Origin of the sequence: Limosilactobacillus panis DSM 6035 (assembly GCF_001435935.1) — a bacterium.
GTDB lineage: Bacteria > Bacillota > Bacilli > Lactobacillales > Lactobacillaceae > Limosilactobacillus > Limosilactobacillus panis.
Map to the genome: position 1 here is coordinate 16,954 of NZ_AZGM01000087.1, position 21,650 is coordinate 38,603.

Below are 21,650 nucleotides of genomic sequence, written 5' to 3' on the forward strand. Positions count from 1 at the left end.
TTACTTTTTCCAGTCTTATTTTCATAAGGAAATATTATTTGAGGGGGACCTAACGATGACCTTTTATAGTGAAAGCTTCTTTCTACACCAGCAGCAGGTAACCAGTCTGATCAACTACATTGCCATTGTGGTGCTGCTGCTCCTGGTAATTTTCAACACGATCCGTTACCTCCGCCACCAATTACGGACACGGAACCGGGATCTGGGGATCATTTTCTTCCTGCTCCTTCTCATCTTCACCGGACTACAAATTACCAACCTGGAACGGACCGTTACCCAGCGGTCCCAATCCCTGCAGATGCGGCCGTTTATCCAGGCGGTTGCCAAGGACCATGGCCTGAAGTCTAGCCAGGTCGTGGTTAATTCCACTACCCTGACCGATGGGATCTTGGTCCGCTTCAAGGGAAAAGATTACCGGGTCAACATGAGCCCCAGCGGTGATAACTATACCCTTACCCGGGCCCACGTTGTCGACCATAAGGTTAATATCCAACACTAAGGAGGGAGCAAAATGGATTACGGACTAGTCACAATTAAGTTTGTCCTTGGAATGATCTGCCTGATCTTTCAAATTAACATTTCTGGTAAGAGCAACCTGGCGCCGAACTCGGCAATCGACCAGGTCCAAAACTACGTCCTCGGGGGCATCATTGGGGGCATTATCTACAACAACGACGTCACCGTCCTCCAGTTTCTCATGGTCCTCTTAATCTGGACGGTAATTGTTTTCATCATCAAGTTTGCTAAGGAACACAATAACGTTGTCCACAAAATTGTCGATGGCCAGCCCCGTCTGCTGATCAAAAACGGCCAGCTTTTGGTCGATAACTGCATGCGGGCCGGGATTACCGCCAACGAGTTGATGTTCCGCTTTCGCCGCCACGGTGTTTACGAAGTCAGCCAGGTCAAGAGCGGGATCCTCGAACAAAACGGTCAGCTCGTGGTCATCGAAAATGATGAGCAAAACGTCCACTTCCCGATTATCAATGACGGGCAAATCAACCAGGACGTCCTGGAACTAATCCATCACGACGAGCGGTGGCTGAACGCCACGGTCGCCAAGGCCGGGTACCGGAGTATTAATGATATCTACCTCGGCGAATACATCCATGGTCACCTACACCTCGTCGCCTACCCGAACGACTAGAAAACATTGTAAAGTACAAATTAGGCCTGTAGTAGCGAATTTGCGCACTGCAGGCCTAGTGTGTACTTAATTTTTTTTAAACAGGGCGGCCATCTTAGCAGCGACTACCGGATCAAGGTTATCCGCCAGGGTACTCTCCGTCGTCTGCTGCTCGTCCTCATGGTTCTTGATCGTCTGGGCAAGTTCGTCGGCAACTGCCTGCTCACCAACCTTAATCGGGTTAACGGTCAGGCGGCCACCAGCGGCATCGGCGTGGCCACCACCACCAAAGTACTTTTCCGCGAACTTGGCAACGTCGAGCTTGCCGTTGCTACGGAGGGAGACGCTAACGGGACTGATAACCAGAGCCGCGTCCACGTCGGGGTTCTGGTCAAGAAGCTCGTGAGCAATTTCGGACTTATAGTCACTGGCGTAGACAATGCCAAACTGGTGCCCATCTAGCTTCGTCTTCAGGACGTCCTTCAGGTGTCCCTTTAAATACTTGGCCCGTCGCTCATTAAGGGTCCGAATCAAGAGCTGGTTGGCCTCCCGATACTTGGTCCAGCCAGCGTTAAAGACATCCATGACAAAAGATGCCGAGTCCTGAAGGGGGTAGAACCAGAAGAGCTGGTCAAGGTCATCCGCGGCCGTCCGCTCCTCATCCCCCATGTCGGGGTCGTTTTGCCAGTCCCAGGTATCGTAAGCCCGGATTAGTTCAACCAGGTAAGCTAAGTCCTGGCGCCGCTGTTCCGGCAGGTCATTGAAGTGGGGTTGCTTTTGGAGCCAGTCCCACACCAGGCTTGCCGCACTGGGGTTAACCTGGGGATCAGCGGGAAGGACACTGTTAGCAGCATACTTTTTCCGCAGGGCTTCTTCACTCTCGTGGTGGTCAAAGACGAGCCAGTGGTTGGCAAAGTTAGCATTTAGCTGCTGGAAGGTATAGTCGCTGTCGGGGGTCATGTCCATGATGTAAACATCGGTAAAGCGCCCCGCCTCTGGGCTCTTCAACCAGCGGGCAAATTCGTCATCAATCCGTCCTGCACCACAGTTTGTCATGTCAAACTCCACGTCAGCAAACATTGTCGGCTGCACCGCCTTCAGCAAAAGCGGGGCCCCAAACCCATCTAAATCATTATGCGAAAAAAGTTTCATTAACCGTTTAACCATCTTATGACCACCTTAATTAATTCTTTTGTCCCTATTATACCGTAAGCCCGCCCAGGCACATAGCGTATCAACTGACATTAGGTACAGGAATTGGTATGATTAACATTAGTGAAGTTTTAGAAAGGACAATGCTCAATGAAAATATATGATTACCGGCAGGAATTGATCACCCTGTTGGAAAACACCAGTAGCGACCCCGCAAGTCTGCTTCAAGCCCAGCGTAGCCTAACAACCATCCTTAATATTCTCAACCACTACGCTGGCGGCCAGGGCAGCCATCCAGCGCCCGCCGTTAAAAAGCCCCGTTTTCACCAGCACCAGGTAAACCGGGACCAGCAACCCCTGCCAACTGCCGCTAAAAAGCAGTTAAAGTCACTGCTAACGGGCCCTGCCAAGGAAGTTACGGACGCAAAACCGGTAGTTCATGTCCGACCCGCTGAAAATAAGGCTGCGGCCCCCAAGGAAATTACTGAAGAAGAGCGTCTGGCTGCCGATAACCGCTACCTCGTTCACCGGAAGCTAAGTGGGGCCGAAATTAACCACCGCTATTACTCTGAGGCGATTCTCCACCACCTCCCATTCCCGGTTGAAGACGGGGATATTGTGGAATTAGACCCCCAGCAAACGGTCCGGGGGCTGCCCGCCATTCGTCGGGTCACCAGCGACCACCTCACCGACTATCAACCCGAGAAGATCAACGTTCTGGAGTACGCCAAGCTGACCACCGTTCCGGGGTCTGATGTCCTGCAGATCAGCAGCACCATGAAGGAAAACTCAATCCTTGATGCTGCCCCCGCCAACACCGTCGTTGTGGACCCCTTCAAATATCCGGGCCGCGACTTGAAGGCCGGGATGGTCATCGATTATGCCTACTATGATCGGGGCAATGGTCTGAAGGATGCAGCCGACGGTTCAATTCGCTGGATCCATGAAAAGACCGACTTTGATACCACGAAGCAACCGGCTAAGCCAAAGAAGGTCAAGAAGGTTACCAATACCCGCCACGATTACGAAAAGAAGCTTGACTATGACCTCAAGCAACGCACCGTCTTAGTAATTACGGGGGTGCGTGACAAGGTCCAGGGCCTTAAGCCAGTAATCACGAAGCACCACGGTGTGTTCCACGGTCTCGACGCCTCGGCAGAAGAAAAGGTTTCCTCCAGCACCCTAAAGCGGGAGATTCGTAACGCCGACTTCGTGATTGTCTGCATCGATGCAATCCACCACCGGATCAGCCAGCTCGCCAACCACCATGCTAAGCGCTACGACAAACCACTGGCCATCGCCAACGTTACCTCCAACACTGCCGTTGAGCGGGCAGTTGGTCGGGCCCTGAACGGCGATCCTGCCTACGCCGTCGCTAGCGAAAAGATTGACTAGGTAAGAAAATTCAAATTTCCTGTTGGCTTTTATTAAATTATGGTTAGAATAATAAACAACAATTTAATTATTTGATCGCAATGAGAAAGAAGAGTACCTTTGCCAGCGACATCAGCGAGTCTCGTGAGGTGTGAGGAGGCAGTCCAACGGCGAGGAGAAAATCACTTTCGAGTCCTAATCTTAAAATCCAGTAAGACTAGGTGGTAACACCCATTATCGTGTCAGCGTATCGCTATTTAGCCGTACGTGAAGAGGTTGTTTGATGACAGCCTGAAAATAGGGTGGTACCACGCTAATGCGTCCCTTAACCAATGTAAAAGTTGGTTAAGGGACTTTTTTATTGGGATCAGAGCAATTATTGATATCTATTTATTCGAGGAGGGATTTCTTATGCGTGATTTAACATCACCTAAGTTGTCATTCAAACAGTACTTAGTTGTTGCTTCGCTACTATTCGGTTTATTCTTCGGTGCCGGGAACCTTATTTTCCCCCTGCACCTCGGCCAGTTGGCTGGTGCTAATTGGGGTCCTGCCGCCTTGGGCTTCTTAGTAACCGGGGTTCTTCTTCCCCTCTTATCGGTCCTCGCGGTTGCCGTTACCCGGGCAGAAGGGGTTTACGACATCGGCCGCCCACTGGGTGCCGGCTTTGCCCTCGTCTTCATGGTCTTAATTCACGCTACCATCGGTCCCCTCTTCGGAACGCCACGGACGGCAACGGTCTCCTTTACCGTTGGGGTCGCACCGTTTTTGCCAAAGGCTGCCCAGGGCTGGGCACTGCTGCTCTTTTCCGCCCTCTTCTTTTTGGCCGCCTTCGCCTTTTCCTACCGGGAAAATAACATCCTGGCCAATGTTGGTAAGGTCTTGAACCCCGTCTTCTTGGCACTCCTCTTCCTGGTTTTCGTAGTCGCCTTTGCGAACCCGCTCGGTAACCCGGTCAATGCCCCCGTTACTAGTGCCTACGTTCACGGTGCCGTCACTAACGGTTTCTTAGAAGGTTACAACACGATGGACGCCTTAGCCGGACTGGCCTTTGGGGTAACCGTCGTCACTGCTGTCCGCTCCATGGGTCAACGGCGGGCTAAGGACGTCTCCAAGGTCGTTGCTAAGTCGGGGGTCCTAGCCGTTAGTGGAATCGGTTTGATTTACTTACTCTTGATCCTGCTGGGGGCAATGTCCCTCGGTCGCTTTAAGGTTTCCGCTGATGGTGGGGTGGCCTTCAACCAGCTGGTTAACGCCTACGCCGGTGCCTTTGGCCAAGTCGTCTTAGCCTTCCTGTTAACCGTTACCTGCCTGACCACCGCCGTTGGACTGGTGGCCGCCTTCGCCCAGGACTTTCACAAGCACTTCCCAAAGGTCAGCTACCACACCTGGTTGGCCCTCAGCTGCCTCGCATCCTTCTTAACCGCTAACTTCGGTTTGGACCAAATCATCGCCTGGTCAACACCAATGCTGATGTTCCTCTACCCACTGGCAATGGTCCTGATCCTCTTATCCGTTAGTTCCCCACTCTTCCACCGGGACGGGGTGGTTTACTTCTTCGTTGTCCTCTTTACCGTTGTCCCGGCACTGGGTGACATGGTGGTCGCCTTCCCAGCCGTCGTCAGTGCAAGTCACTTTGGTCAAATGGTTGCTGCCTGGCGAAGCGCCCTACCACTGGCCAGCATGGGATTATCCTGGTTAGTCCCGGCACTGGTTGGCTTGGTCGTCGGCCTGTTCTTCCACTGGTTCCGCCGGCAACGCGTTACCAGCAACGAGACGCAGTTGAACTAAAAACTATAAAATAGCACAAAGAGGCTTCCTAAGTTCGGTGCATCCGAACCTGGAGGCCTCTTTGTCCTACTTACGATCGTACTTATCAAGGTGGAACTTTTGAATGGCGTAAATCAGCTTGTTAGCATAATTCGGGTCAGTAGCGTACCCGCCCTTCTGCAAGGCCACGGCCGCTTGACGGTAGTTGCTAGCCTTCTGAACGTTTCGAAAGCGGGCGTGGTTGTCCGCCGTCCCGTTGACAATTAGCTGGGTATGGGCGTTGATTGAATCCGCCCATGAACGGTAGGTTTGAAAGTACTGTTTAACCTCAATTGTCTTGCCCTTGACGTTTTCTGTCGTGGTCATCTTTACCCGGTCTGTTTTGGACGTCGCCTTGATGCCAAACAGGTTATTGTACTTTGCCGCCAACCGGCTGCGGCCCCAGTTCGATTCCAGACCAGCCTGGGCAATCGTGATGCTGGCCGGAATATGGTAGCGTCTCTGTTCCCGCTGCGCCGCTGGGGCAATCTTCTTAATAAAAGCGGTGGTAGTAATGTTGGGGGAATGCTGCTCAACTTGGTTGGTCCGCTTGTGGTAGTTGGCAATCGCCGCCCACAGGCAAAGCACCAGGATTAGGGCCCCAATAACGGTGCCCAGGACAGTGAGAATCTTTTGGTGGTGAGCCATCCGATCAACTTCTTTCCAAAATATTTATTCGCCATTATACGAAAAAGGCCCGGACATTGGTAAAGAAATGTCCTGACCTTTGAATAATCTTCAGAAAATCATCAAAGTAATTACTTATTTGAGAAGAGGTCCTGCTTAATCTGGTTGAAGCGCTTGGCATCAAGAACCCGCATCTTAGGGAAGCTCTTGATCATCCGCCGTTCGTTCCACCGCAACAACTGCTCAGGACGCTTCTCTAAGTGGGTAAGGAAGGACTCCCGCCAGTTGGCCAATTGCTGCTTCCTAAGTGCCCGTTCTTCAGGCTGGGCCGCCGTCCGGATCCGGTGACGAAGCTGTTCTTGGAAGTCGTTGATCCGTTGGTCCCACTGCTTGGTAGTCATGTGGAAGTGTCTGATACTGAAGATGGTCATTACCGTATCGGTAACCATCCCCACAGTGATGAACAGGGCCAAGAAGCCATGGGTCCAGGATTCTTCCCAGTTGATCACCTGCTGGATCAGCGGCTGGATAAAGCGGACCAAGAGGACGACCCCGATCCCCCAAAATAGAGAAATGGCCGGAGCAATCCGTCCCTGCAGGTTCCCCCACAGGTCGGAGTAATCCCACAATTTCATGTGGAACACCTTTTCCAGAAAAACACTGGCAAAGTATTCAAAAATACTGGCCACAATCATGCCGATGACGAACAACCAGAACAGGTTGTTGCGGACGTTATAGGTCGCTACCAGAATCGTGGTTACGGCAAAGCCATAGACCGGGCAGTAGGGGCCAAACAGAAAGCCCCGGTAAGCATAGTGATGGTCCTTGATGGAACAATAAAAGGTTTCCCATAACCAGCCGACCACTGAGTAGGTAAAAAAGAGCACAACAAGCTCTGATATCGTATACGGCATTTTTTCCCTCCTATTTCTTCAAACTGAGTTTCTCCACGTTCAGAATTTTGTCGAGCCAACCAGTGTAGAAGCTTTCTTCGTGGCTGACAAGGATCAAGTTCCCCGGAAATTCCTGGGGGGCCTTTTTCAAGCCATCCTTGGTCTCGTCATCGAGGTGGTTCGTCGGTTCATCCATAATCAGGAAGTTGCATGGCGTCAACTCTAGGATGGCAAGCTTAACCTTGGTCTGCTCCCCACCAGAAAGGAGGTGAAGGGGCTTTTGGGTGTTGGTCGCGTTAATTCCGGCCCGGGCCAACTTCGTCCGGATCGTCCGCGGCTGCATTGTCGGGAACATATTCTGAATCGTTTGGAGCGGTGTTAACCGGGGGTCATCCCATTCCAGGTCCTGGTCAAAATAGTTAATCTTGGCGGACGGTGAAAAGACGGCGTTTCCACCCAGGGCCGGGATCTTTTTCAAAATCGACTTGATCAAAGTTGACTTACCGACCCCGTTGAACCCGGTGAAGAGGAGCTTTTCGCCCATCGTCATTGAAAAGGTAACTGGCGCCAGCAGGGGGTGCCCATAACCCACGGAGAGTTGGTTAACCCGCAAGGCATTGGCGGACCCGGTGTTTTCATACGGGAAGTGGAAGACCGCCTTGAGGTTATCCGAAGGCGGGTCAATCTTCTTCATCCGGGCAAGCATCTTTTCCCGGGACTTGGCCATCGTCGACTTGGACCCAGCTTTGTTCTTGCGGATAAACCGTTCCGCCTTTTCGATAACCACCTGTTGCTTTTCGTACTCGCGTTCCTGGGCTTCCTTGCGCTCTTCCTTTTGTCGCATTGCCTGCTGGAAGCTTCCCCGGTACTTAGTGATCTTGTCGAACGATACGTCACAGATGGTGTTGGTAACCTGCTCTAAAAAGTCGTAGTCGTGGGAGATGATCATCGCCGCACCGTCGAAATCATTCAGGTAGTCAATCAACCACTCAATGTGGGCCGTATCCAGGTAGTTTGTCGGTTCGTCCAGGAGGATGACGTCCGGCTTTTCCAGTAGCATCTTGGCGAGGATGATCTTAGACCGCTGGCCCCCACTCATCTCGGAGACAACGTGATCCTTGCCGATTTCTACTAATCCCAGACCATTCATTACCCGGTCAACTTCGGTTTCAATGTTGTAGAAGTCGTTAGCATCCAGTTTTTCCTGGATGCGTCCCGCCCTGGTCAGGAGCTTGTCGTCCATTTTGGTGGCGTAGTCTTCGTAGAGCTTATTCATCTCATTATTCAGCTGGTACAAGTCGCTAAAGGCCGTGTGGAGAAATTGGATCAGCGTCATCCCCTTAGGAATGTCAACGTACTGGTCCAGGTACCCAATTTTGACCCCCTTTTGCCACTTGATTGACCCCTTCACCGGGAGGACCTTGCCAATCAAGATCTTAATCAAAGTTGACTTGCCAGCCCCGTTCTGGCCGACAATCCCCATATGTTCATGTTTTTCTAGTTGAAAGCTGGCGTCTTCGTAGAGCTTTTTGTCGGCATAGCTCATCGTCAGTCCTTCTACATCTAATACAGCCATTCTTTTCTCCTTATGTCATAGTAAACTTACTTCATGGTAGCACAGGCAAGACGCAATCAGCAATTAGTCACCCGGCCACAAACGATGAGAAAATTTTAATATTGGTTATTGACACCGGAAATGACCTTAGCTATACTAAAAGCAATTATTAATTAGGGAGTAAATGTTATGAAGCAGAATCAGTTCAACATTCGAAATAATCGTTGGCAAAGCCGGTAATTTCAGGTTGATTCGACATGGATGCAACCTGAAAAGCAGATTGCATCTGTGCCGGCTGATTTTGACATTCATTCAGTCCGCATGGATCCACATGCGGACTTTTATTTTGCTTTCAAAATGGGAGTCCTGCAATGTGGACTCCCATTTTTATTTAGAAAGGTGTGAAGATGATGAAGCGAATGTATACCCTAATCGCACTTTTAGTGACCTTCTTAGGTGTAGCATTCTTCAAGGAAAATGGGGGCTTTGTTAAACAGCGGGTACCAAAGGTCGGGGTCCTAACCCTGATGCACCACCCGGCCCTGGGCCAAATTTACAAGGGCTACGTTCACGAACTAGCACGTGAGGGGTACCACAATGGAAAAAACATCAAGATTGAATACGAAAACGCCAATGGGGACCAGAGCAACCTCAAGACGATGGCCTCCAAGTTAGTCAATGACAATTGCAGCGTTATCTACGGGATTACTACCCCGGCTGCCCAGGCCGTCGCTAACTCGACCACCAAGACACCAATTGTCCTGGGCGCGGTAACCGACCCGAAGAGCGCCGGCCTAATCAAAAACAACCGGCACCTGGGTGGCAACATCAGTGGGGTTTCCGACCAAGCGCCAATCAAAGAACAGCTGGGATTGATCAAACGTTTTATGCCGAAGATGAAGACCTTAGGGGTAATCTACACCTCAAGTGATGCCTCCGCTGTCGCTGGTTACCACCAGATCAAGCGGGAATGCAAGCAGATGGGCATCAACCTGAAGGCCTACTCAATCGCCAACAGCAACGACCTCAACCAGGTCTCCGAGCAGATGCTCCAGGAAGTCGATGCCGCCATCGTTCCCACCGATAACACCATCGCCGGGGCCATGCAGACCCTCGTCAAGAATGCCAACGCCGCCAATAAGCCGGTCTTCCCCGCCTCCGACACAATGGTCAAGCAGGGGGGCGTGGCCACGTACAGTGTTAACCAGTACGAACTCGGCGTCCGCAGTGCCAAGATGACGGTGGCAATCCTAAAGGGCAAGAAACCGGCCAACATGCCGATCGAATACGTTCGCCACGGTGAGCCCGTCCTCAACCTGAAGCAGGCCCGCCGCCTCCACTTACAAGTACCGCAAGGCTTTGAACACGAAGCCAAAACGAAAGGAGAGATCTATCAATGAATCTAATGGTATCAGCAATCGGGCAAGGATTATTATGGGCGCTATTGGGTCTGGGCCTTTACCTAACGTTTAGGATCCTCGACTTCTGTGATATGACCGTTGAAGGGACCTTCCCCCTCGGGGCCGCCACCGCGGTAACCGCCATTGCGCACGGGATTAACCCCCTCCTGGCAACCCTTCTAGCGGTTGTCAGTGGGATGCTCGCCGGTCTTGTCACCGGCCTCCTCTACACGAAGGGGAAGATTCCAAGCCTCTTGGCGGGGATCTTAACGATGACCGCAATCTACTCCGTTAACCTCCGGATCATGGGGAAGTCTAACATTTCACTACTCGGTAAGCGGACCCTCTTTAGTGGCCACTTCATGACAAGCCTCCCCCAATACTTTGACAGCGTGGTGATGGGCGTCATCGTGATTGCCATCATCACCATCCTGATGGTCCTCTTTTTGGCAACCGACTATGGTCAAGCCTTTATCGCCACCGGTGATAACTCGACAATGGCTAAGTCGCTGGGAATTCATACCGATAAGATGGTGATCGTTGGTCTGATGGTTTCCAACGGGATGGTTGGCCTTTGCGGAGCCTTAATTGCCCAAAACAATGGTTACGCCGACATTAACATGGGGATTGGAACCATCGTCATCGCCCTGGCCTCCATCATCATTGGGGAGGTGGCGTTTGGCGAGTTAACCCTTAACCAGCGGCTCCTGGCCGTGACCCTCGGCAGTATCATCTACCGGATTATTTTGTTGGTTGTTCTCCAACTTGGTTTCTCCGCCAACGACCTCAACCTGATTTCATCAATTGTCCTGGCAATCTGCATGATGATTCCCCAACTGGAAAGTAACCTGCAGATTCGTAAACCAATTTTGAAGGGAGTACGGCCACATGAATAAGCCCATTTTAGAACTAAAGGATGTTAAAACCATCGTTAACAAGGGGACGAGTAACGAAACGACCATCCTCAAGGGGATTAACCTTAAGATTAACGAGGGCGACTTCATTACCATCGTAGGAACAAACGGAGCCGGCAAATCGACCCTCTTCAATGTCATCGGTGGGAACCTCCGGGCCGACTTCGGGGAAATTGTCCATAACGGTCACGACATCACCAAGACCACCGAGGAGCAGCGGACAACGTTCCTAGCACGGGTCTTCCAGGACCCCAAGTTGGGAACGGCGCCCCGGATGACGGTGGCAGAAAACTTGCTGCTGGCAACAAAACGGGGGGAACGCCGCCACCTCACCCTGCGAAAACTCAAGGAAAACATGGCCCGCTTTACCAAGTTGGCCGCAACCATGAATAACGGCCTGGAAAACCGGATGGCCACCGCAACGGGCGCCCTCTCCGGTGGCCAACGGCAGGCCCTGAGTTTCCTGATGGCTACCCTCAAGCGGCCAGACATCCTCTTGCTGGATGAACACACCGCCGCCCTCGACCCCCACACCAGTCAAAACCTCCTCCACGCCACGAACGAGCGAATCACCCAGGACCACTTGACGGCACTGATGATCACCCACCACCTGGAGGACGCCATCAAGTACGGCAACCGGCTGATTGTCCTTAAAGATGGTCAAATCAAAGCAGACTACCAGGGGGCTGACAAGGCCCGCTTGACGGCTAAGGACCTGTACGAATACTTCGAAAGCTAGTCCTTCGTCAATTCCCATTTGAGGAAGCCCTTTCTTAGGCCTACAATGGGGAGTGAATAATCATTTAAGGAGGACATTAATATGCCATGTACTACAATTCTTGCTGGTAAGAAAGCTACCGCCGATGGCTCGACGATGATTGCCCGGAACGAAGACTACGGACACGCCTTTAATCCCAAACGGTTCATCGTGGTAACCCCCGACCAACAACCAAAGAACTACCAATCAGTTACTTCTAAGTGTCAGGTCGACCTACCGGACAACCCCCTCCGCTACACCGCCCTGCCGGAAATCCCCACAAACGAAAAGAAGATGGGAATCTGGGGCGAAGGTGGAATCAACGCTGCTAACGTTGCCATGTCAGCAACCGAAACCAGCACTACCAACCCCCGTGTTCTCGGGATCGACCCGATGAATAAGGCTGGAATCGGTGAAGAGGACTTTGTCACCATCGTCCTGCCCTACATCCACTCGGCCAAAGAAGGGGTAGAGCTGCTCGGCCGCTACCTTGAAAAGTACGGAACTTACGAGTCCAACGGGGTAATCTTCTCCGACAAGGACGAGATCTGGTACATGGAAACAATTGGCGGCCACCACTGGGCTGCCAAACGGGTCCCCGACGATGCATATGTGGTGGCGCCAAACTGGTTCAGCATCACTGACTTTGACTTTCAGGCAGCGGACACTATGGCCTCTGCAGACCTTGAAGATATGATCAAGGACCACCACCTCAACATTGATGGCGGCACCAGCTATAACTTCCGCCACATCTTCGGGAGCCACAATGATTCTGACTACGACTACAACATCCCGCGTCAGTGGTACATCCAAAAGCTTTTCAACCCGAGCGACGTTGAGGAGCCGGATAACCCTGACCTGCCCTTCGCCAAGAAGCCGGAACACTTACTCACGGTTGAAGACTTCAAATACGCCCTGAGCTCCCGCTACCAGCACACCCCATACGACCCATACAGTGACCGGGGAAGTGTTGCCGAGCAGCACGCCTTCCGGCCAATCGGTTTCCAGCGGAACCAGGAAGTCCACATCATGCAGATCCGTAATGACGTTCCCGAAGACATTGCCGCCATCTGCTGGCTAGCATTTGGTCCCAACGCCTTCAACGGCATTGCCCCATTCTACACAAACGTAACCGACACCCCTGCCCAGTACCGGGATACCCAAGCGAAGTTCAACATTAGCAACATGTACTGGCTAACCCACGCCATCACCACGATTGCCGATGACCATCCGAAGCGCTACAACGCAATGCTCGAGGACCTGAAGCAAAACACCATTGCCTACGGGCGGCACGTCCTGATGACCACCGACCAGGCCGCTGCTAAGCTGACCGGCAAAAAAGTCCAGGACTGCCTGCAAGCAGCAAACGAAAAGACCGCTCAGGGAGCCTACAATTACGCAATGAAGTGCCTTGGCGACATGGTCGAAACCGGGTCATTACAGATTCGCCTTAACTATTAATAACGAAATTTTTTCTAAGCACCCCCAAACTGGCGAGGGTGCTTTTTTTCAGCACTGGACTAACTTTTAGCGTGACTTTTCCACCATAGGTTTCGTACAATAGTCACTATTGGAGGAATTTTACGCATGGATAAGTTATTTGAACACACGTCAATTAAGAAGGCCTACTTTACCCTGGCCCTGCCGGTCGTGCTGAGCATGACAGTCACCCTGATTTACAACATGGTCGACACCTTCTTCGTCGCTAAGACGCAGAACCCGGACCTGGTTGCCGGGGTATCGCAGGGGGCGCCAATCTTTACCCTGATGATTGCTTTGGGAGACATTTTCGGTCTGGGCGGTAGCTCCGTCATTTCCCGCCTCTTTGGGGAGCACCGTGACAAGACGGGACGCTACGTCAGCGGGTACTGTTTCTATGCCTCCATCATCTGTGGAATTATCGTCACCATCCTGATGGTCGCCTTCCAGACGCCCTTTTTGCACCTGCTCGGGGCGTCACCGAATACTTGGAAATATGCTCGCGAGTACTACCTGGTAATGGCGTGGGGGGCGCCCTTCGTAATCTTCGGTCTTACACCGACTAACATTCTGCGGACCGAGGGGTTGGCGGTCCAATCGATGATTGCCAGCATGACGGGAACGGGGATCAACATCATCTTGAACCCAATCTTTATCTTCACGTGTGGCTGGGGGGCTGCTGGGTCGGCCTTAGCTACCGTCACCTCTACCGTAATTGGTGACATCATCATGGTCTACTACACCCGCTACAAGAGTAAGAAACTGACCACCTCAATTAAGGAAACCAAGATCAGTCGTCACCTCCAGTGGGAAATCTATGCAATTGGGATTCCAGCTTCGATTACTAACCTAATGGCCACCTTCGCCACCGCACTGACTAACCGTTACCTGATTACTTACGGGGCTAGCAGTGTTGCCGCAATGGGGATCGCCCTTAAGATTAGTATGGTTACCAACATGATTGTCGTTGGTCTGGCCTTTGGTGCCCAACCATTAATTGGTTACACGTACGGTGCTAAGGACCGCAAACGTTTCAACGCCACGGTCCGATTCGATATTATAGTGATTGCTAGCCTGGCCATTGCAATGACGGTCCTGCTAATCATCTTTGCACCGTTCTTAATTCGGCTCTTCATGAAGGACCCGACCATTATTCGGGAAGGGGCCGGAATGATTCGTTGGTTAAGTTCGTCCGCCGTCTTATCGGGAATTATCCTGGTCTTCACGACGATGTTCCAGTCGATGGGAAAGGCCGTCCCGGCCTTCTGGCTTTCGTTTTGCCGGCAGGGGCTGATTTTTGCCCTGGTAATCATCTTGATGAACAGCCTATTCGGTTACCACGGAATCATTGCGGCCCAACCGGTTGCGGACCTGTTGACCTTTATCCTTTCAATTATCCTCTACCGAATTTACCAGCCAAAATTTGAATGATAAAAGGGTCCCTGACGCTTCAGATTACGTCAGGGACCCTTTTCCTATTCACCTTATTCAGCTAATTTGCGGTTCAGATAGTGGGCTAACTTAGCTTCTGGGTATACCCCCGTCACCTTTTCCTTGGCCTGGCCATCCTTAAAGAGAACTAGGGAAGGAATGCTCATTACCTTGTAACGTTCTGCAATCTTTTGGTTATTATCCACGTTAAACTTCACAAACTTGATCTGGCCGGCAAACCGCTTTTCCAAGCGTTCCAACACCGGTGCCATCATCTTGCAAGGGCCACACCACGGGGCCCAAAAGTCAACCACGGTCACTGGCCCCTGCACTTCTAGGTCAAAATTCTCACTAGTTGCTTCAATTGCCATTAGTTTTGCTCCTTGTTCTTATTCCGCCGGACGAAGTGAATAATAATCGTCAAGGCAAAAATAGATAGAATAAATATACCGAAAATCCCCGATGGAATCTCAATGTCAATTGCGGGGATCGTTAAGAAGAGCTTGATGGCAATGATAAAAATTAGGATATAGGCAATCGGCTCCAGCTCAGGAATCCGCCGCATCAACTTCATGATAATCTCCGCGACTCCCCGCATACAGGCAATCCCGATTATTCCCCCAATCAGAACAATGACAGGGTTTTCAGAAATGGCCAACGAGGCCAAAACGGAGTCCACCGAGAAGATGATGTCCATAAACTCGATTTGGGCAACCACCGTCCAAAAGAGTTTGCGCCCTTTTAACCCGGCGGCACTGTTGCGGACCTTTCTTTGCCGCCGCTTTCCATGGTAACGGGCGGCAAAGAAACGGTACACCAGATAAATTAGGTAGGCAGCCCCAATTACCTTGATTTCCCAGAAGTTGATCAGGTAGGTCCCCACCCCAATAATCAGGAAACGGAAGAGGTATGAACCCCAAATACCGTAGAAGAGTGATTCCTCTTGTCCCTTTAGGGTTGGCAACACCCGCGTCTGGGCAGCCAAGACAACCGCGTTATCAACCGACAGTAGGCACTCAATCATTACCAGTGAAAAGATGATTAGCCAGTCTTGACCCGAAGTAATTACCGTTGCCCAGTTATGTGGATCAAAAAAAGGTCCATATAACTTTTCTAAAAGTGACAATTAATGTCCTCCCTTTTACGTTTATATTTATCTATCTAACTAAGTCGTATTTTACCAGAAAATTGTGAAAATATGGTGGTAAAGGCGCCTGAATTTCTTTTCTTTGGAAAGTAAAGGGGAGGACCAGCTCCTGAATAGCGCCATGGAGTAGCATTGCCGGCGCCGGTTGTGCATTATAGAGGGGGTCCCCAATTATGGGGTGGCCAGCATGGGCCAGGTGAACCCGAATCTGGTGGGTCCGCCCGGTCATCAGGCGCAGGCGGACTAACGAATACTGGTGGTTTGTCGCAATGACGTGGTAAAGGGTCCGCGCGGCCTTCGCGTTTTGCCCACCAACCATGTACTTTCGCTTATCAGTCGGGTCACTACCAATGGACCAGGCCAGCTCCCCTTCTTTGTCCATCTGCCCCGCCACGACCGCCAGGTACTGCCGGTGAACTTGCCCACTGCTAATCAGACGGTTCAAGACGGGGACCACCACCGGATTCTTGGCAACTAGCATTGCCCCACTGGTTTCCTGGTCCAGGCGGTGAACCATGTAGGCACTGCCATTCAGGTAACCCGCCACATCATTCATCAGTGTCCCCGTCTCGCCATGGTAGTTAGGATGACTTTTCTGTCCCCGCGGCTTATTAACGACAATAACATCCCGGTTTTTAAAGAGTACCTGAAGCTGGGGATGCGGGGTCGGCACGTAGTCGTTGGCATCTGGCGTCCGCAATTCGTCGCCCACAAACCGCAATTTGACCTGGTCACCAGGATGGATGGGTTCATTGACGTACTGGTAGCAGTCATTGACCAAGACGTTGTGACGGCGGCGCAAGTAGTGGATGTAGCGGTTAGGCAGCAACCACTGGTCATGCAGCAGTTCCCGGAGGCTTTTGATTGCCTGTTTAGGGCCCAGCTGCTCAGTAATTTTCCAACGAATATTTCCCATCTTGTCTCCTCCTTTAGACCTCTTTATTCTAAATATTTCCCGGGAAATTGTGAAGCTTTCATATTGATTTAACGGTCTGACTTTACTTTTCCCCGTTTCTATCGTTGAATAATATTATAAGTATTTTTAAGGAGATGAATGGCATTGTTAAGTGCGGAAAGAATCAACGACCACAGTCACTGGATCAGTGTCTTTGAGCCCCTGCCCCGCGAACGGGTCGACCTGATTGACAAGTATGAAGTGACCCAAGAGCTGCTTGACTATGCCATTGACCCCTACGAAAAAGCGCGGGTGGAGGTCGACCCTGACGCTGGGGTCACCCTACTCATTTTCGACGTTTACGTTCCCACCCACGCGGTGACGGCTCCCCAAACGGCCCCGATTGGGATTATGTTGACCATGAATAATATCATCACCTTTACGAACGCGAAGACGAACTTTGTCAACGGAATCATCGCCAACGAGTTAAAGACGCTTCACCGCCGGGGCCCTGTCACTGACAAGCTCAACCTGGTTTTCCCGGTTCTCTACCGCCTTTCCACCAGCTACTTTGGTCCCCTCCGGCGGGTCGATCAACAGCGGCAACAAATTCAGCAAAACCTGCAGAAGCGGACGGGCCGCAAGGCAATCACCGAGTTCATGGAAATTGAGACCGGCCTGGTCTATATCTTGACATCACTCAAGGGGAACGTTTCCCTGCTTGAAGAGTTTAAGCGCCGCTTCCTCAAGCGGATGTCAACCCGGCAGTGTAACGACCTCGATGACGTTATCGTTGAAGCCCAGCAGGGACTGGAAATGGCCCAGATGACGTCAGACGTTTCTGAGCGGGTCTCAAACGCCTACAGCAAGGTCTTAGATAATGACTTGAACCAAACGATGAAGTACCTGACAATTTACTCAATCGTCCTGTCGATCCCAACGATTGTCTCCGGATTCTATGGGGAAAACGTTAAGCTCCCCTTAGCTAACGGCAACCTCTCCTGGTTACTAACCCTGATAATCACCCTGATCCTGATGGTCGCCTGCGTAATCTTCCTTATAAACCGGCGTTGGTGGAAATGAGATGTTAACGAACTTTTATGTTTATCTCATCCGAGACTACCGGAAAATCCGAACAAGGTGCTTGTCATCAGCGGCTTGACATGGTAGGATAACAACAATGCAATTTACTAAACAAGTGGCCTATATAATGCCGTAATACGGACGGCAGTCTCTACCCGGAGCCATAAACTCTGGACTATAAGCAATTTGAACATAAGCTCTCATTGCTTTGCAAAAGGCAAGGAGAGCTTTTTTATAGGCTGCGAATTGACTTCATACTGGGAGGAATAATTCGTGAAGCAAGCATCCGCAACCGTAAACAACGACCAAGCACCGACCGGCTTTGCTGGCCAGTGGCGTAACTTTATCCTGGGTTTTCAGCACCTTCTAGCCATGTACTCCGGAGATGTCCTGGTCCCCCTGTTGATTGGTCACTACCTGCATTTTTCGACGGTGCAAATGACCTACTTGGTCTCAATTGACATCTTCATGTGTGGGGTTGCCACCCTACTCCAACTCAAACAAACGCCCCTAACCGGGATCGGCCTGCCGGTTGTCCTTGGCTGTGCAGTCCAGGCGGTTACGCCCTTGGAATCCATCGGGGGCAAACTAGGGATTACCTACATGTACGGGGCCATCATCGCGGCCGGTATCTTTGTCTTCCTAATCGCCGGCTTCTTTGCCCACCTCAAGCGCTTCTTCCCACCAGTCGTCACCGGCTCACTAATCACGATTATCGGCTTCACACTGGTGCCGGTTGGCTTCCAGAACCTCGGTGGGGGAAACGCATCTGCTAGTTCCTTCGGTGCCCCAGTTAACCTATTAATTGGCTTTCTGACCATCGTCATTATCCTGCTGTTCTCCGCCTTTGCCCGCGGCTTCATGAAGTCAATTGCCATCCTGATTGGGATCCTGCTCGCCTCGTTTATCGCCGGCGGCTTAGGTCAGGTCTCATTGACCCCGGTCAGTTAAGCAGCCTGGTTCCACGCCCCGCAGCTGTTCTTCTTTGGGATTCCCCGTTTCAACCTTAGCGCAATGGTCACCATGATTTTGGTGTCCTTGACGACCATGATCGAATCCACCGGGGTCTTCTTCGCCCTCAGTGACATCACCGGACGTCAGTTAACCACCCAGGACCTGGAACGCGGGTACCGGGCGGAAGGAATTGCGGCCGTCCTCGGTGGCCGTCTTTGGTGATAAGATGTCTCCCCTGTCCGATTCCACTAACCTGGCATCGGCAATTGCCGGTAGTGACCTCTTCGCCCACATCAAAAACATGATGTGGTCAACGATTCCGTCCTTCATCGTCTCCCTGGTCCTCTTTTGGGTCCTTGGGAACTCAAGCAACCAGATGAGTGCCGCCAAGATTGCCCACACAACCGCCATCTTAAACCAGCATTTCGTTATCAGCTGGTGGGCACTTTTGCCAATCATTCTGATGTTTGCCTGCGCCTGGAAGCACATCCCGGCCATTCCAACACTGTTTATCAATATCCTAGTAACGGTCGGGATGATTTTCTTCCAGAACCCGCATGAGTCATTAAAATCCCTCACCACGTTAATCGGCGAGGGCTTCGTGGCCCACACCAGTGACGCCGCCGTCAACGCCCTGCTGTCCCGGGGTGGGATCACCAGCATGATGGCGACCGTTTCTTTGATCATCGTTACCCTCTCACTGGGGGGCATCCTAATGAAGTTTAACGTTGTCCAGGTGGCAATGGAGCCCCTGGTAAAGCACCTCCGCAAGCCTGGTTCCCTGGTTACGACAACCATCTTTTCGGGGATTGGAATCAACCTGTTTGTCGGTGAACAGTACCTCTCCGTTATTCTTCCCGGGAAGGCCTTCAAGCCCGCATTTAGTCGGATCGGGCTGGCCCCGTTAGCCCTCAGTCGGGTCCTCGAAGACGGGGGAAGTGTCATCAACTACCTGATTCCATGGGGCGTGGCTGGCTCCTTCGCCGCCTCCACGCTAGGGGTCCCTGTCCTTCACTTTCTTCCCTTTGCCTTCTTTAGCCTGTTCTCACCAGTCTTCTCCATCCTCAGTGGTTTTACCGGGATTGGCTTAAAGAAGAGTGCCCCGCAAAACTAGCCATTATAAAAAGAGGATGAGAAAAAGCTTCAGCTTGTTCTCATCCTCTTTTATGATGCATCCCTAGAATCGACCATGAACATCCTTATCCGTAAATGATCGTGGGTCGGGGATAAAGGAAATATCGGCGTCAATAATCCCAAAGCGCTCGCGGAGTATCTGTTCAATCCGCTCTGACAGCTGGAAGCTCTCCAGGACCGTCATCTTACTGTCAACAACCAGGGTGGCATCCAAAGTAACCAGGTTACCGTTGTAGTGGGCCTTCAGTTCAGCAATGTATTGAATTGCCGGAACCGCTAAGATTGCCTGCCCGTACTCATGCTCGGCCTTGGGATCAAAGTAGTCGGTCAAGTTCAGGCTGCTTTCAAAGAAAATCTTCAGCCCCGAATACAGGATAAAGAAGCCGACAATAATACTGGTAGCCCCATCTAGCCAGGTAAAGTTGAAGAGCAGGGCCCCAGCAATTGCAATCATCGTTCCAATACTCGTGAAGGCGTCACTCAAGCTGTCCTGGGCCGAAGCCAACAGGGCTGCGTTTTGCAGCTTGCGGCCGGTCTGCCGGTTCATGTACCACACGACCAGCATTATCACTGACGCAATACCGGCCCCCACGATGGCAATCGGTTGGGGCACTACCCGGTCATTCGAGCTCAAGAGGCCCTTAATCCCATCAATAATAACGCTTAGGGCAATGGCCACCATCACCACGGCCGTTACCAGGGAGAAAACCGTCTCGTACCGCCAACGGACAAACTGCACCCGCTGGTCCGTTCCCAGGTGTGCCTGGTAGCCATCTTCCGGAAGCTTGGCCCCAATGATGTCGTCATCGTCAACGTCTTGGGCAATGTGTAGGCCTAGCATCAAAAGGACGATGGAAATAATTCCCGAAAGGTTATTAAAGGCGTCCGCCCGCAGTGTCTGGGACTTGCTGACCGCCGCAAGCCAGTACTCAATAATTGAGATCAATAGGTACGCCACCACGTTATAGATGAGGTGGCGCTGGGATGCCCGAATCTTCACTAATTCCTTGGCCTGGGTATCCTCCCATTGGGCCATCTCACCCTTGGTGTGCTGCATAAACTTAGTCATTTTTACCCGCTTCCCTAAAAAGTATCAGGATCGATTATACCGCAAACATCAAGGGATCGTGATATAAATTCTGTATGCATTGAAGTACCGTATACACAAAAGACCCCAATGCCCGGAAATTCGAACACTGAAGGCCACCGCTTATTTTGCACTAAAAGAAACTTCCGTACTTGTTTCACGCGAAACATACCGAACTATTTGTTGTATGAAACAACTTTGATGTTGTCATCGGTTAAAAGCATCTGCGTCAAGCTACCATTGGCGGGGCGAACAGTCACGTCATACTTGCCACCGCCGAAGCGTTCAACAAGGCTTAAAAGGGTATTACCGTGACTTACCCACAGAACGTTGGCATCCTCTGGCAAGTCAGCATTGCGGATAAGGTCAATTCCCTTATCCACCCGTTTCCAGTATTCCTGGTTGTTTTCCGCATCGTGGAAGGGGTCGGCGTCTTTCAGCCAATCCTTTGCTTGGCCAATTGAGTACTTAGTTACAATATCATGGAAGTTCTTAAGGCCGTGCGGGGCGCCCGCGTTGTACCAGGCAACGTCCATGTTGGTTCCCTCATACGAGCCGTAAAACTCCTCCCGGAAGTAAGGGGTAGTAGTCGGGTGCTTAACCGAATCCGCCTGGTTCATATCCAGGATCCTTTGGATTGTCTCCATTGCCCGCGTTGTGTCACTACAAAATGCCGCATCAAAATGGACATTCTTGAGTCGTTCACCCGCTTGCCAGGCATTTTCCTTCCCCTTGGCCGTCAGTGGTGAATTACTCCACCCCTGCAACTTGTTATAGATGTTGAAATAGGTTTGACCGTGACGAACGAGGTATAAGTTTAACTTTGTCATTTT

The 21,650-nt window shown here is 51.5% G+C and carries 19 protein-coding genes, 2 pseudogenes, 1 riboswitch and 1 other annotated feature; of the genes and pseudogenes, 12 read left to right on the top strand and 9 right to left on the bottom strand.

Annotation, left to right across the window (positions count from 1 at the left end; all coding sequences use genetic code 11):
• Window positions 1–55 precede the first annotated feature (55 nt).
• On the top strand, window positions 56–499 hold the full coding sequence (locus FD32_RS06090) for a DUF3290 family protein (protein WP_047770257.1): 444 nt from the start codon (window positions 56–58) through the stop codon (window positions 497–499).
• Window positions 500–511: 12 nt separating this feature from the next.
• Window positions 512–1,147 (top strand): DUF421 domain-containing protein, encoded by a 636-nt coding sequence (locus tag FD32_RS06095; RefSeq protein ID WP_047770255.1) that lies wholly within the window; start codon window positions 512–514, stop codon window positions 1,145–1,147.
• 66 nt (window positions 1,148–1,213) lie between these two features.
• Here FD32_RS06095 and FD32_RS06100 read toward each other — a convergent pair whose 3' ends face one another.
• Window positions 1,214–2,293: a DHHA1 domain-containing protein gene (locus FD32_RS06100; RefSeq protein ID WP_047770253.1), complete on the bottom strand. Its 1,080-nt coding sequence runs from the start codon at window positions 2,291–2,293 to the stop codon at window positions 1,214–1,216.
• Window positions 2,294–2,428: 135 nt separating this feature from the next.
• Between FD32_RS06100 and FD32_RS06105 the strand changes: the two genes are divergently transcribed.
• Window positions 2,429–3,673 (top strand): DUF2325 domain-containing protein, encoded by a 1,245-nt coding sequence (locus FD32_RS06105; RefSeq protein WP_047770251.1) that lies wholly within the window; start codon window positions 2,429–2,431, stop codon window positions 3,671–3,673.
• A gap of 71 nt (window positions 3,674–3,744) precedes the next feature.
• Window positions 3,745–3,981, top strand: a binding site (T-box leader).
• 82 nt (window positions 3,982–4,063) lie between these two features.
• A complete protein-coding gene (gene brnQ / locus FD32_RS06110) occupies window positions 4,064–5,443 on the top strand; it encodes a branched-chain amino acid transport system II carrier protein (protein ID WP_047770249.1) in 1,380 nt (459 codons plus the stop codon).
• Between the two features lie 66 nt (window positions 5,444–5,509).
• Here brnQ and FD32_RS06115 read toward each other — a convergent pair whose 3' ends face one another.
• The 3 genes from FD32_RS06115 to FD32_RS06125 all read right to left on the bottom strand — a co-directional run bounded on the left by FD32_RS06115 (window position 5,510) and on the right by FD32_RS06125 (window position 8,557).
• The gene (locus FD32_RS06115; RefSeq protein ID WP_047770247.1) at window positions 5,510–6,109 is read right to left on the bottom strand and encodes a glycoside hydrolase family 73 protein; all 600 of its coding nucleotides are present in this window, start codon (window positions 6,107–6,109) and stop codon (window positions 5,510–5,512) included.
• Window positions 6,110–6,219: 110 nt separating this feature from the next.
• A complete protein-coding gene (locus FD32_RS06120; protein ID WP_047770245.1) occupies window positions 6,220–7,002 on the bottom strand; it encodes a putative ABC transporter permease in 783 nt (260 codons plus the stop codon).
• Window positions 7,003–7,012: 10 nt separating this feature from the next.
• The gene (locus FD32_RS06125) at window positions 7,013–8,557 is read right to left on the bottom strand and encodes an ABC-F family ATP-binding cassette domain-containing protein (RefSeq protein WP_047770238.1); all 1,545 of its coding nucleotides are present in this window, start codon (window positions 8,555–8,557) and stop codon (window positions 7,013–7,015) included.
• A gap of 389 nt (window positions 8,558–8,946) precedes the next feature.
• On the opposite strand from FD32_RS06125, the gene trpX reads away from it, so the two are divergent.
• From trpX to FD32_RS06150, 5 genes are all read left to right on the top strand, one after another.
• Complete coding sequence (gene trpX, locus FD32_RS06130) at window positions 8,947–9,936, top strand: tryptophan ABC transporter substrate-binding protein (protein WP_047770293.1); 990 nt, start codon at window positions 8,947–8,949, stop codon at window positions 9,934–9,936.
• Complete coding sequence (locus FD32_RS06135; protein WP_047770236.1) at window positions 9,933–10,832, top strand: ABC transporter permease; 900 nt, start codon at window positions 9,933–9,935, stop codon at window positions 10,830–10,832. Before trpX ends, FD32_RS06135 begins: the two co-directional genes overlap by 4 nt.
• Window positions 10,825–11,589 (top strand): ABC transporter ATP-binding protein, encoded by a 765-nt coding sequence (locus FD32_RS06140; protein ID WP_047770234.1) that lies wholly within the window; start codon window positions 10,825–10,827, stop codon window positions 11,587–11,589. Before FD32_RS06135 ends, FD32_RS06140 begins: the two co-directional genes overlap by 8 nt.
• An 81-nt stretch (window positions 11,590–11,670) precedes the next feature.
• Window positions 11,671–13,068 carry a C69 family dipeptidase gene (locus FD32_RS06145; protein ID WP_047770231.1) on the top strand — a complete coding sequence of 466 codons (1,398 nt, stop codon included), beginning with the start codon at window positions 11,671–11,673 and terminating at the stop codon, window positions 13,066–13,068.
• A gap of 126 nt (window positions 13,069–13,194) precedes the next feature.
• Window positions 13,195–14,517, top strand: a complete 1,323-nt coding sequence (locus tag FD32_RS06150) for an MATE family efflux transporter (protein ID WP_047770229.1) — start codon at window positions 13,195–13,197, stop codon at window positions 14,515–14,517.
• 53 nt (window positions 14,518–14,570) lie between these two features.
• Here the strand turns inward: FD32_RS06150 and trxA are convergent, their stop codons facing one another.
• From trxA to FD32_RS06165, 3 genes are read right to left on the bottom strand one after another with little or no spacing between them, the layout of a single operon-like run.
• Window positions 14,571–14,888: a thioredoxin gene (gene trxA / locus FD32_RS06155; RefSeq protein ID WP_047770227.1), complete on the bottom strand. Its 318-nt coding sequence runs from the start codon at window positions 14,886–14,888 to the stop codon at window positions 14,571–14,573.
• On the bottom strand, window positions 14,888–15,643 hold the full coding sequence (locus FD32_RS06160) for a TerC family protein (RefSeq protein WP_047770225.1): 756 nt from the start codon (window positions 15,641–15,643) through the stop codon (window positions 14,888–14,890). The genes trxA and FD32_RS06160 overlap by 1 nt, the downstream gene beginning before the upstream one ends.
• 31 nt (window positions 15,644–15,674) lie before the next feature.
• Window positions 15,675–16,580, bottom strand: a complete 906-nt coding sequence (locus FD32_RS06165; RefSeq protein WP_047770223.1) for an RluA family pseudouridine synthase — start codon at window positions 16,578–16,580, stop codon at window positions 15,675–15,677.
• A 144-nt stretch (window positions 16,581–16,724) separates the two neighbouring features.
• On the opposite strand from FD32_RS06165, the gene FD32_RS06170 reads away from it, so the two are divergent.
• From FD32_RS06170 to FD32_RS06180, 3 genes and pseudogenes are all read left to right on the top strand, one after another.
• On the top strand, window positions 16,725–17,642 hold the full coding sequence (locus tag FD32_RS06170; protein ID WP_047770220.1) for a magnesium transporter CorA family protein: 918 nt from the start codon (window positions 16,725–16,727) through the stop codon (window positions 17,640–17,642).
• 100 nt (window positions 17,643–17,742) lie between these two features.
• Window positions 17,743–17,840, top strand: a riboswitch (purine riboswitch).
• Between the two features lie 75 nt (window positions 17,841–17,915).
• Window positions 17,916–18,806, top strand: a pseudogene (locus tag FD32_RS06175) (solute carrier family 23 protein); the annotation flags it as partial.
• A pseudogene (locus FD32_RS06180) lies at window positions 18,799–19,710 on the top strand (Na+/H+ antiporter NhaC family protein); the annotation flags it as partial. The pseudogenes FD32_RS06175 and FD32_RS06180, both read left to right, overlap by 8 nt.
• 63 nt (window positions 19,711–19,773) lie before the next feature.
• Here the strand turns inward: FD32_RS06180 and FD32_RS06185 are convergent.
• Together FD32_RS06185 and FD32_RS06190 are read right to left on the bottom strand one after the other, a co-directional pair.
• Window positions 19,774–20,799, bottom strand: coding sequence for a cation diffusion facilitator family transporter (locus FD32_RS06185; protein WP_047770218.1), 1,026 nt, complete (start codon window positions 20,797–20,799; stop codon window positions 19,774–19,776).
• Between the two features lie 194 nt (window positions 20,800–20,993).
• Window positions 20,994–21,647, bottom strand: a complete 654-nt coding sequence (locus tag FD32_RS06190) for a histidine phosphatase family protein (RefSeq protein WP_047770209.1) — start codon at window positions 21,645–21,647, stop codon at window positions 20,994–20,996.
• Window positions 21,648–21,650 lie beyond the last annotated feature (3 nt).

Bases quoted from the DNA above. Each gene is read 5' to 3' on its own strand.
- FD32_RS06090 (WP_047770257.1), top strand. From the start codon at position 56: ATGACCTTTTATAGTGAAAGCTTCTTTCTACACCAGCAGCAGGTAACC.
- FD32_RS06095 (WP_047770255.1), top strand. From the start codon at position 512: ATGGATTACGGACTAGTCACAATTAAGTTTGTCCTTGGAATGATCTGC.
- FD32_RS06100 (WP_047770253.1), bottom strand. From the start codon at position 2,293: ATGGTTAAACGGTTAATGAAACTTTTTTCGCATAATGATTTAGATGGG.
- FD32_RS06105 (WP_047770251.1), top strand. From the start codon at position 2,429: ATGAAAATATATGATTACCGGCAGGAATTGATCACCCTGTTGGAAAAC.
- brnQ (WP_047770249.1), top strand. From the start codon at position 4,064: ATGCGTGATTTAACATCACCTAAGTTGTCATTCAAACAGTACTTAGTT.
- FD32_RS06115 (WP_047770247.1), bottom strand. From the start codon at position 6,109: ATGGCTCACCACCAAAAGATTCTCACTGTCCTGGGCACCGTTATTGGG.
- FD32_RS06120 (WP_047770245.1), bottom strand. From the start codon at position 7,002: ATGCCGTATACGATATCAGAGCTTGTTGTGCTCTTTTTTACCTACTCA.
- FD32_RS06125 (WP_047770238.1), bottom strand. From the start codon at position 8,557: ATGGCTGTATTAGATGTAGAAGGACTGACGATGAGCTATGCCGACAAA.
- trpX (WP_047770293.1), top strand. From the start codon at position 8,947: ATGAAGCGAATGTATACCCTAATCGCACTTTTAGTGACCTTCTTAGGT.
- FD32_RS06135 (WP_047770236.1), top strand. From the start codon at position 9,933: ATGAATCTAATGGTATCAGCAATCGGGCAAGGATTATTATGGGCGCTA.
- FD32_RS06140 (WP_047770234.1), top strand. From the start codon at position 10,825: ATGAATAAGCCCATTTTAGAACTAAAGGATGTTAAAACCATCGTTAAC.
- FD32_RS06145 (WP_047770231.1), top strand. From the start codon at position 11,671: ATGCCATGTACTACAATTCTTGCTGGTAAGAAAGCTACCGCCGATGGC.
- FD32_RS06150 (WP_047770229.1), top strand. From the start codon at position 13,195: ATGGATAAGTTATTTGAACACACGTCAATTAAGAAGGCCTACTTTACC.
- trxA (WP_047770227.1), bottom strand. From the start codon at position 14,888: ATGGCAATTGAAGCAACTAGTGAGAATTTTGACCTAGAAGTGCAGGGG.
- FD32_RS06165 (WP_047770223.1), bottom strand. From the start codon at position 16,580: ATGGGAAATATTCGTTGGAAAATTACTGAGCAGCTGGGCCCTAAACAG.
- FD32_RS06185 (WP_047770218.1), bottom strand. From the start codon at position 20,799: ATGACTAAGTTTATGCAGCACACCAAGGGTGAGATGGCCCAATGGGAG.
- FD32_RS06190 (WP_047770209.1), bottom strand. From the start codon at position 21,647: ATGACAAAGTTAAACTTATACCTCGTTCGTCACGGTCAAACCTATTTC.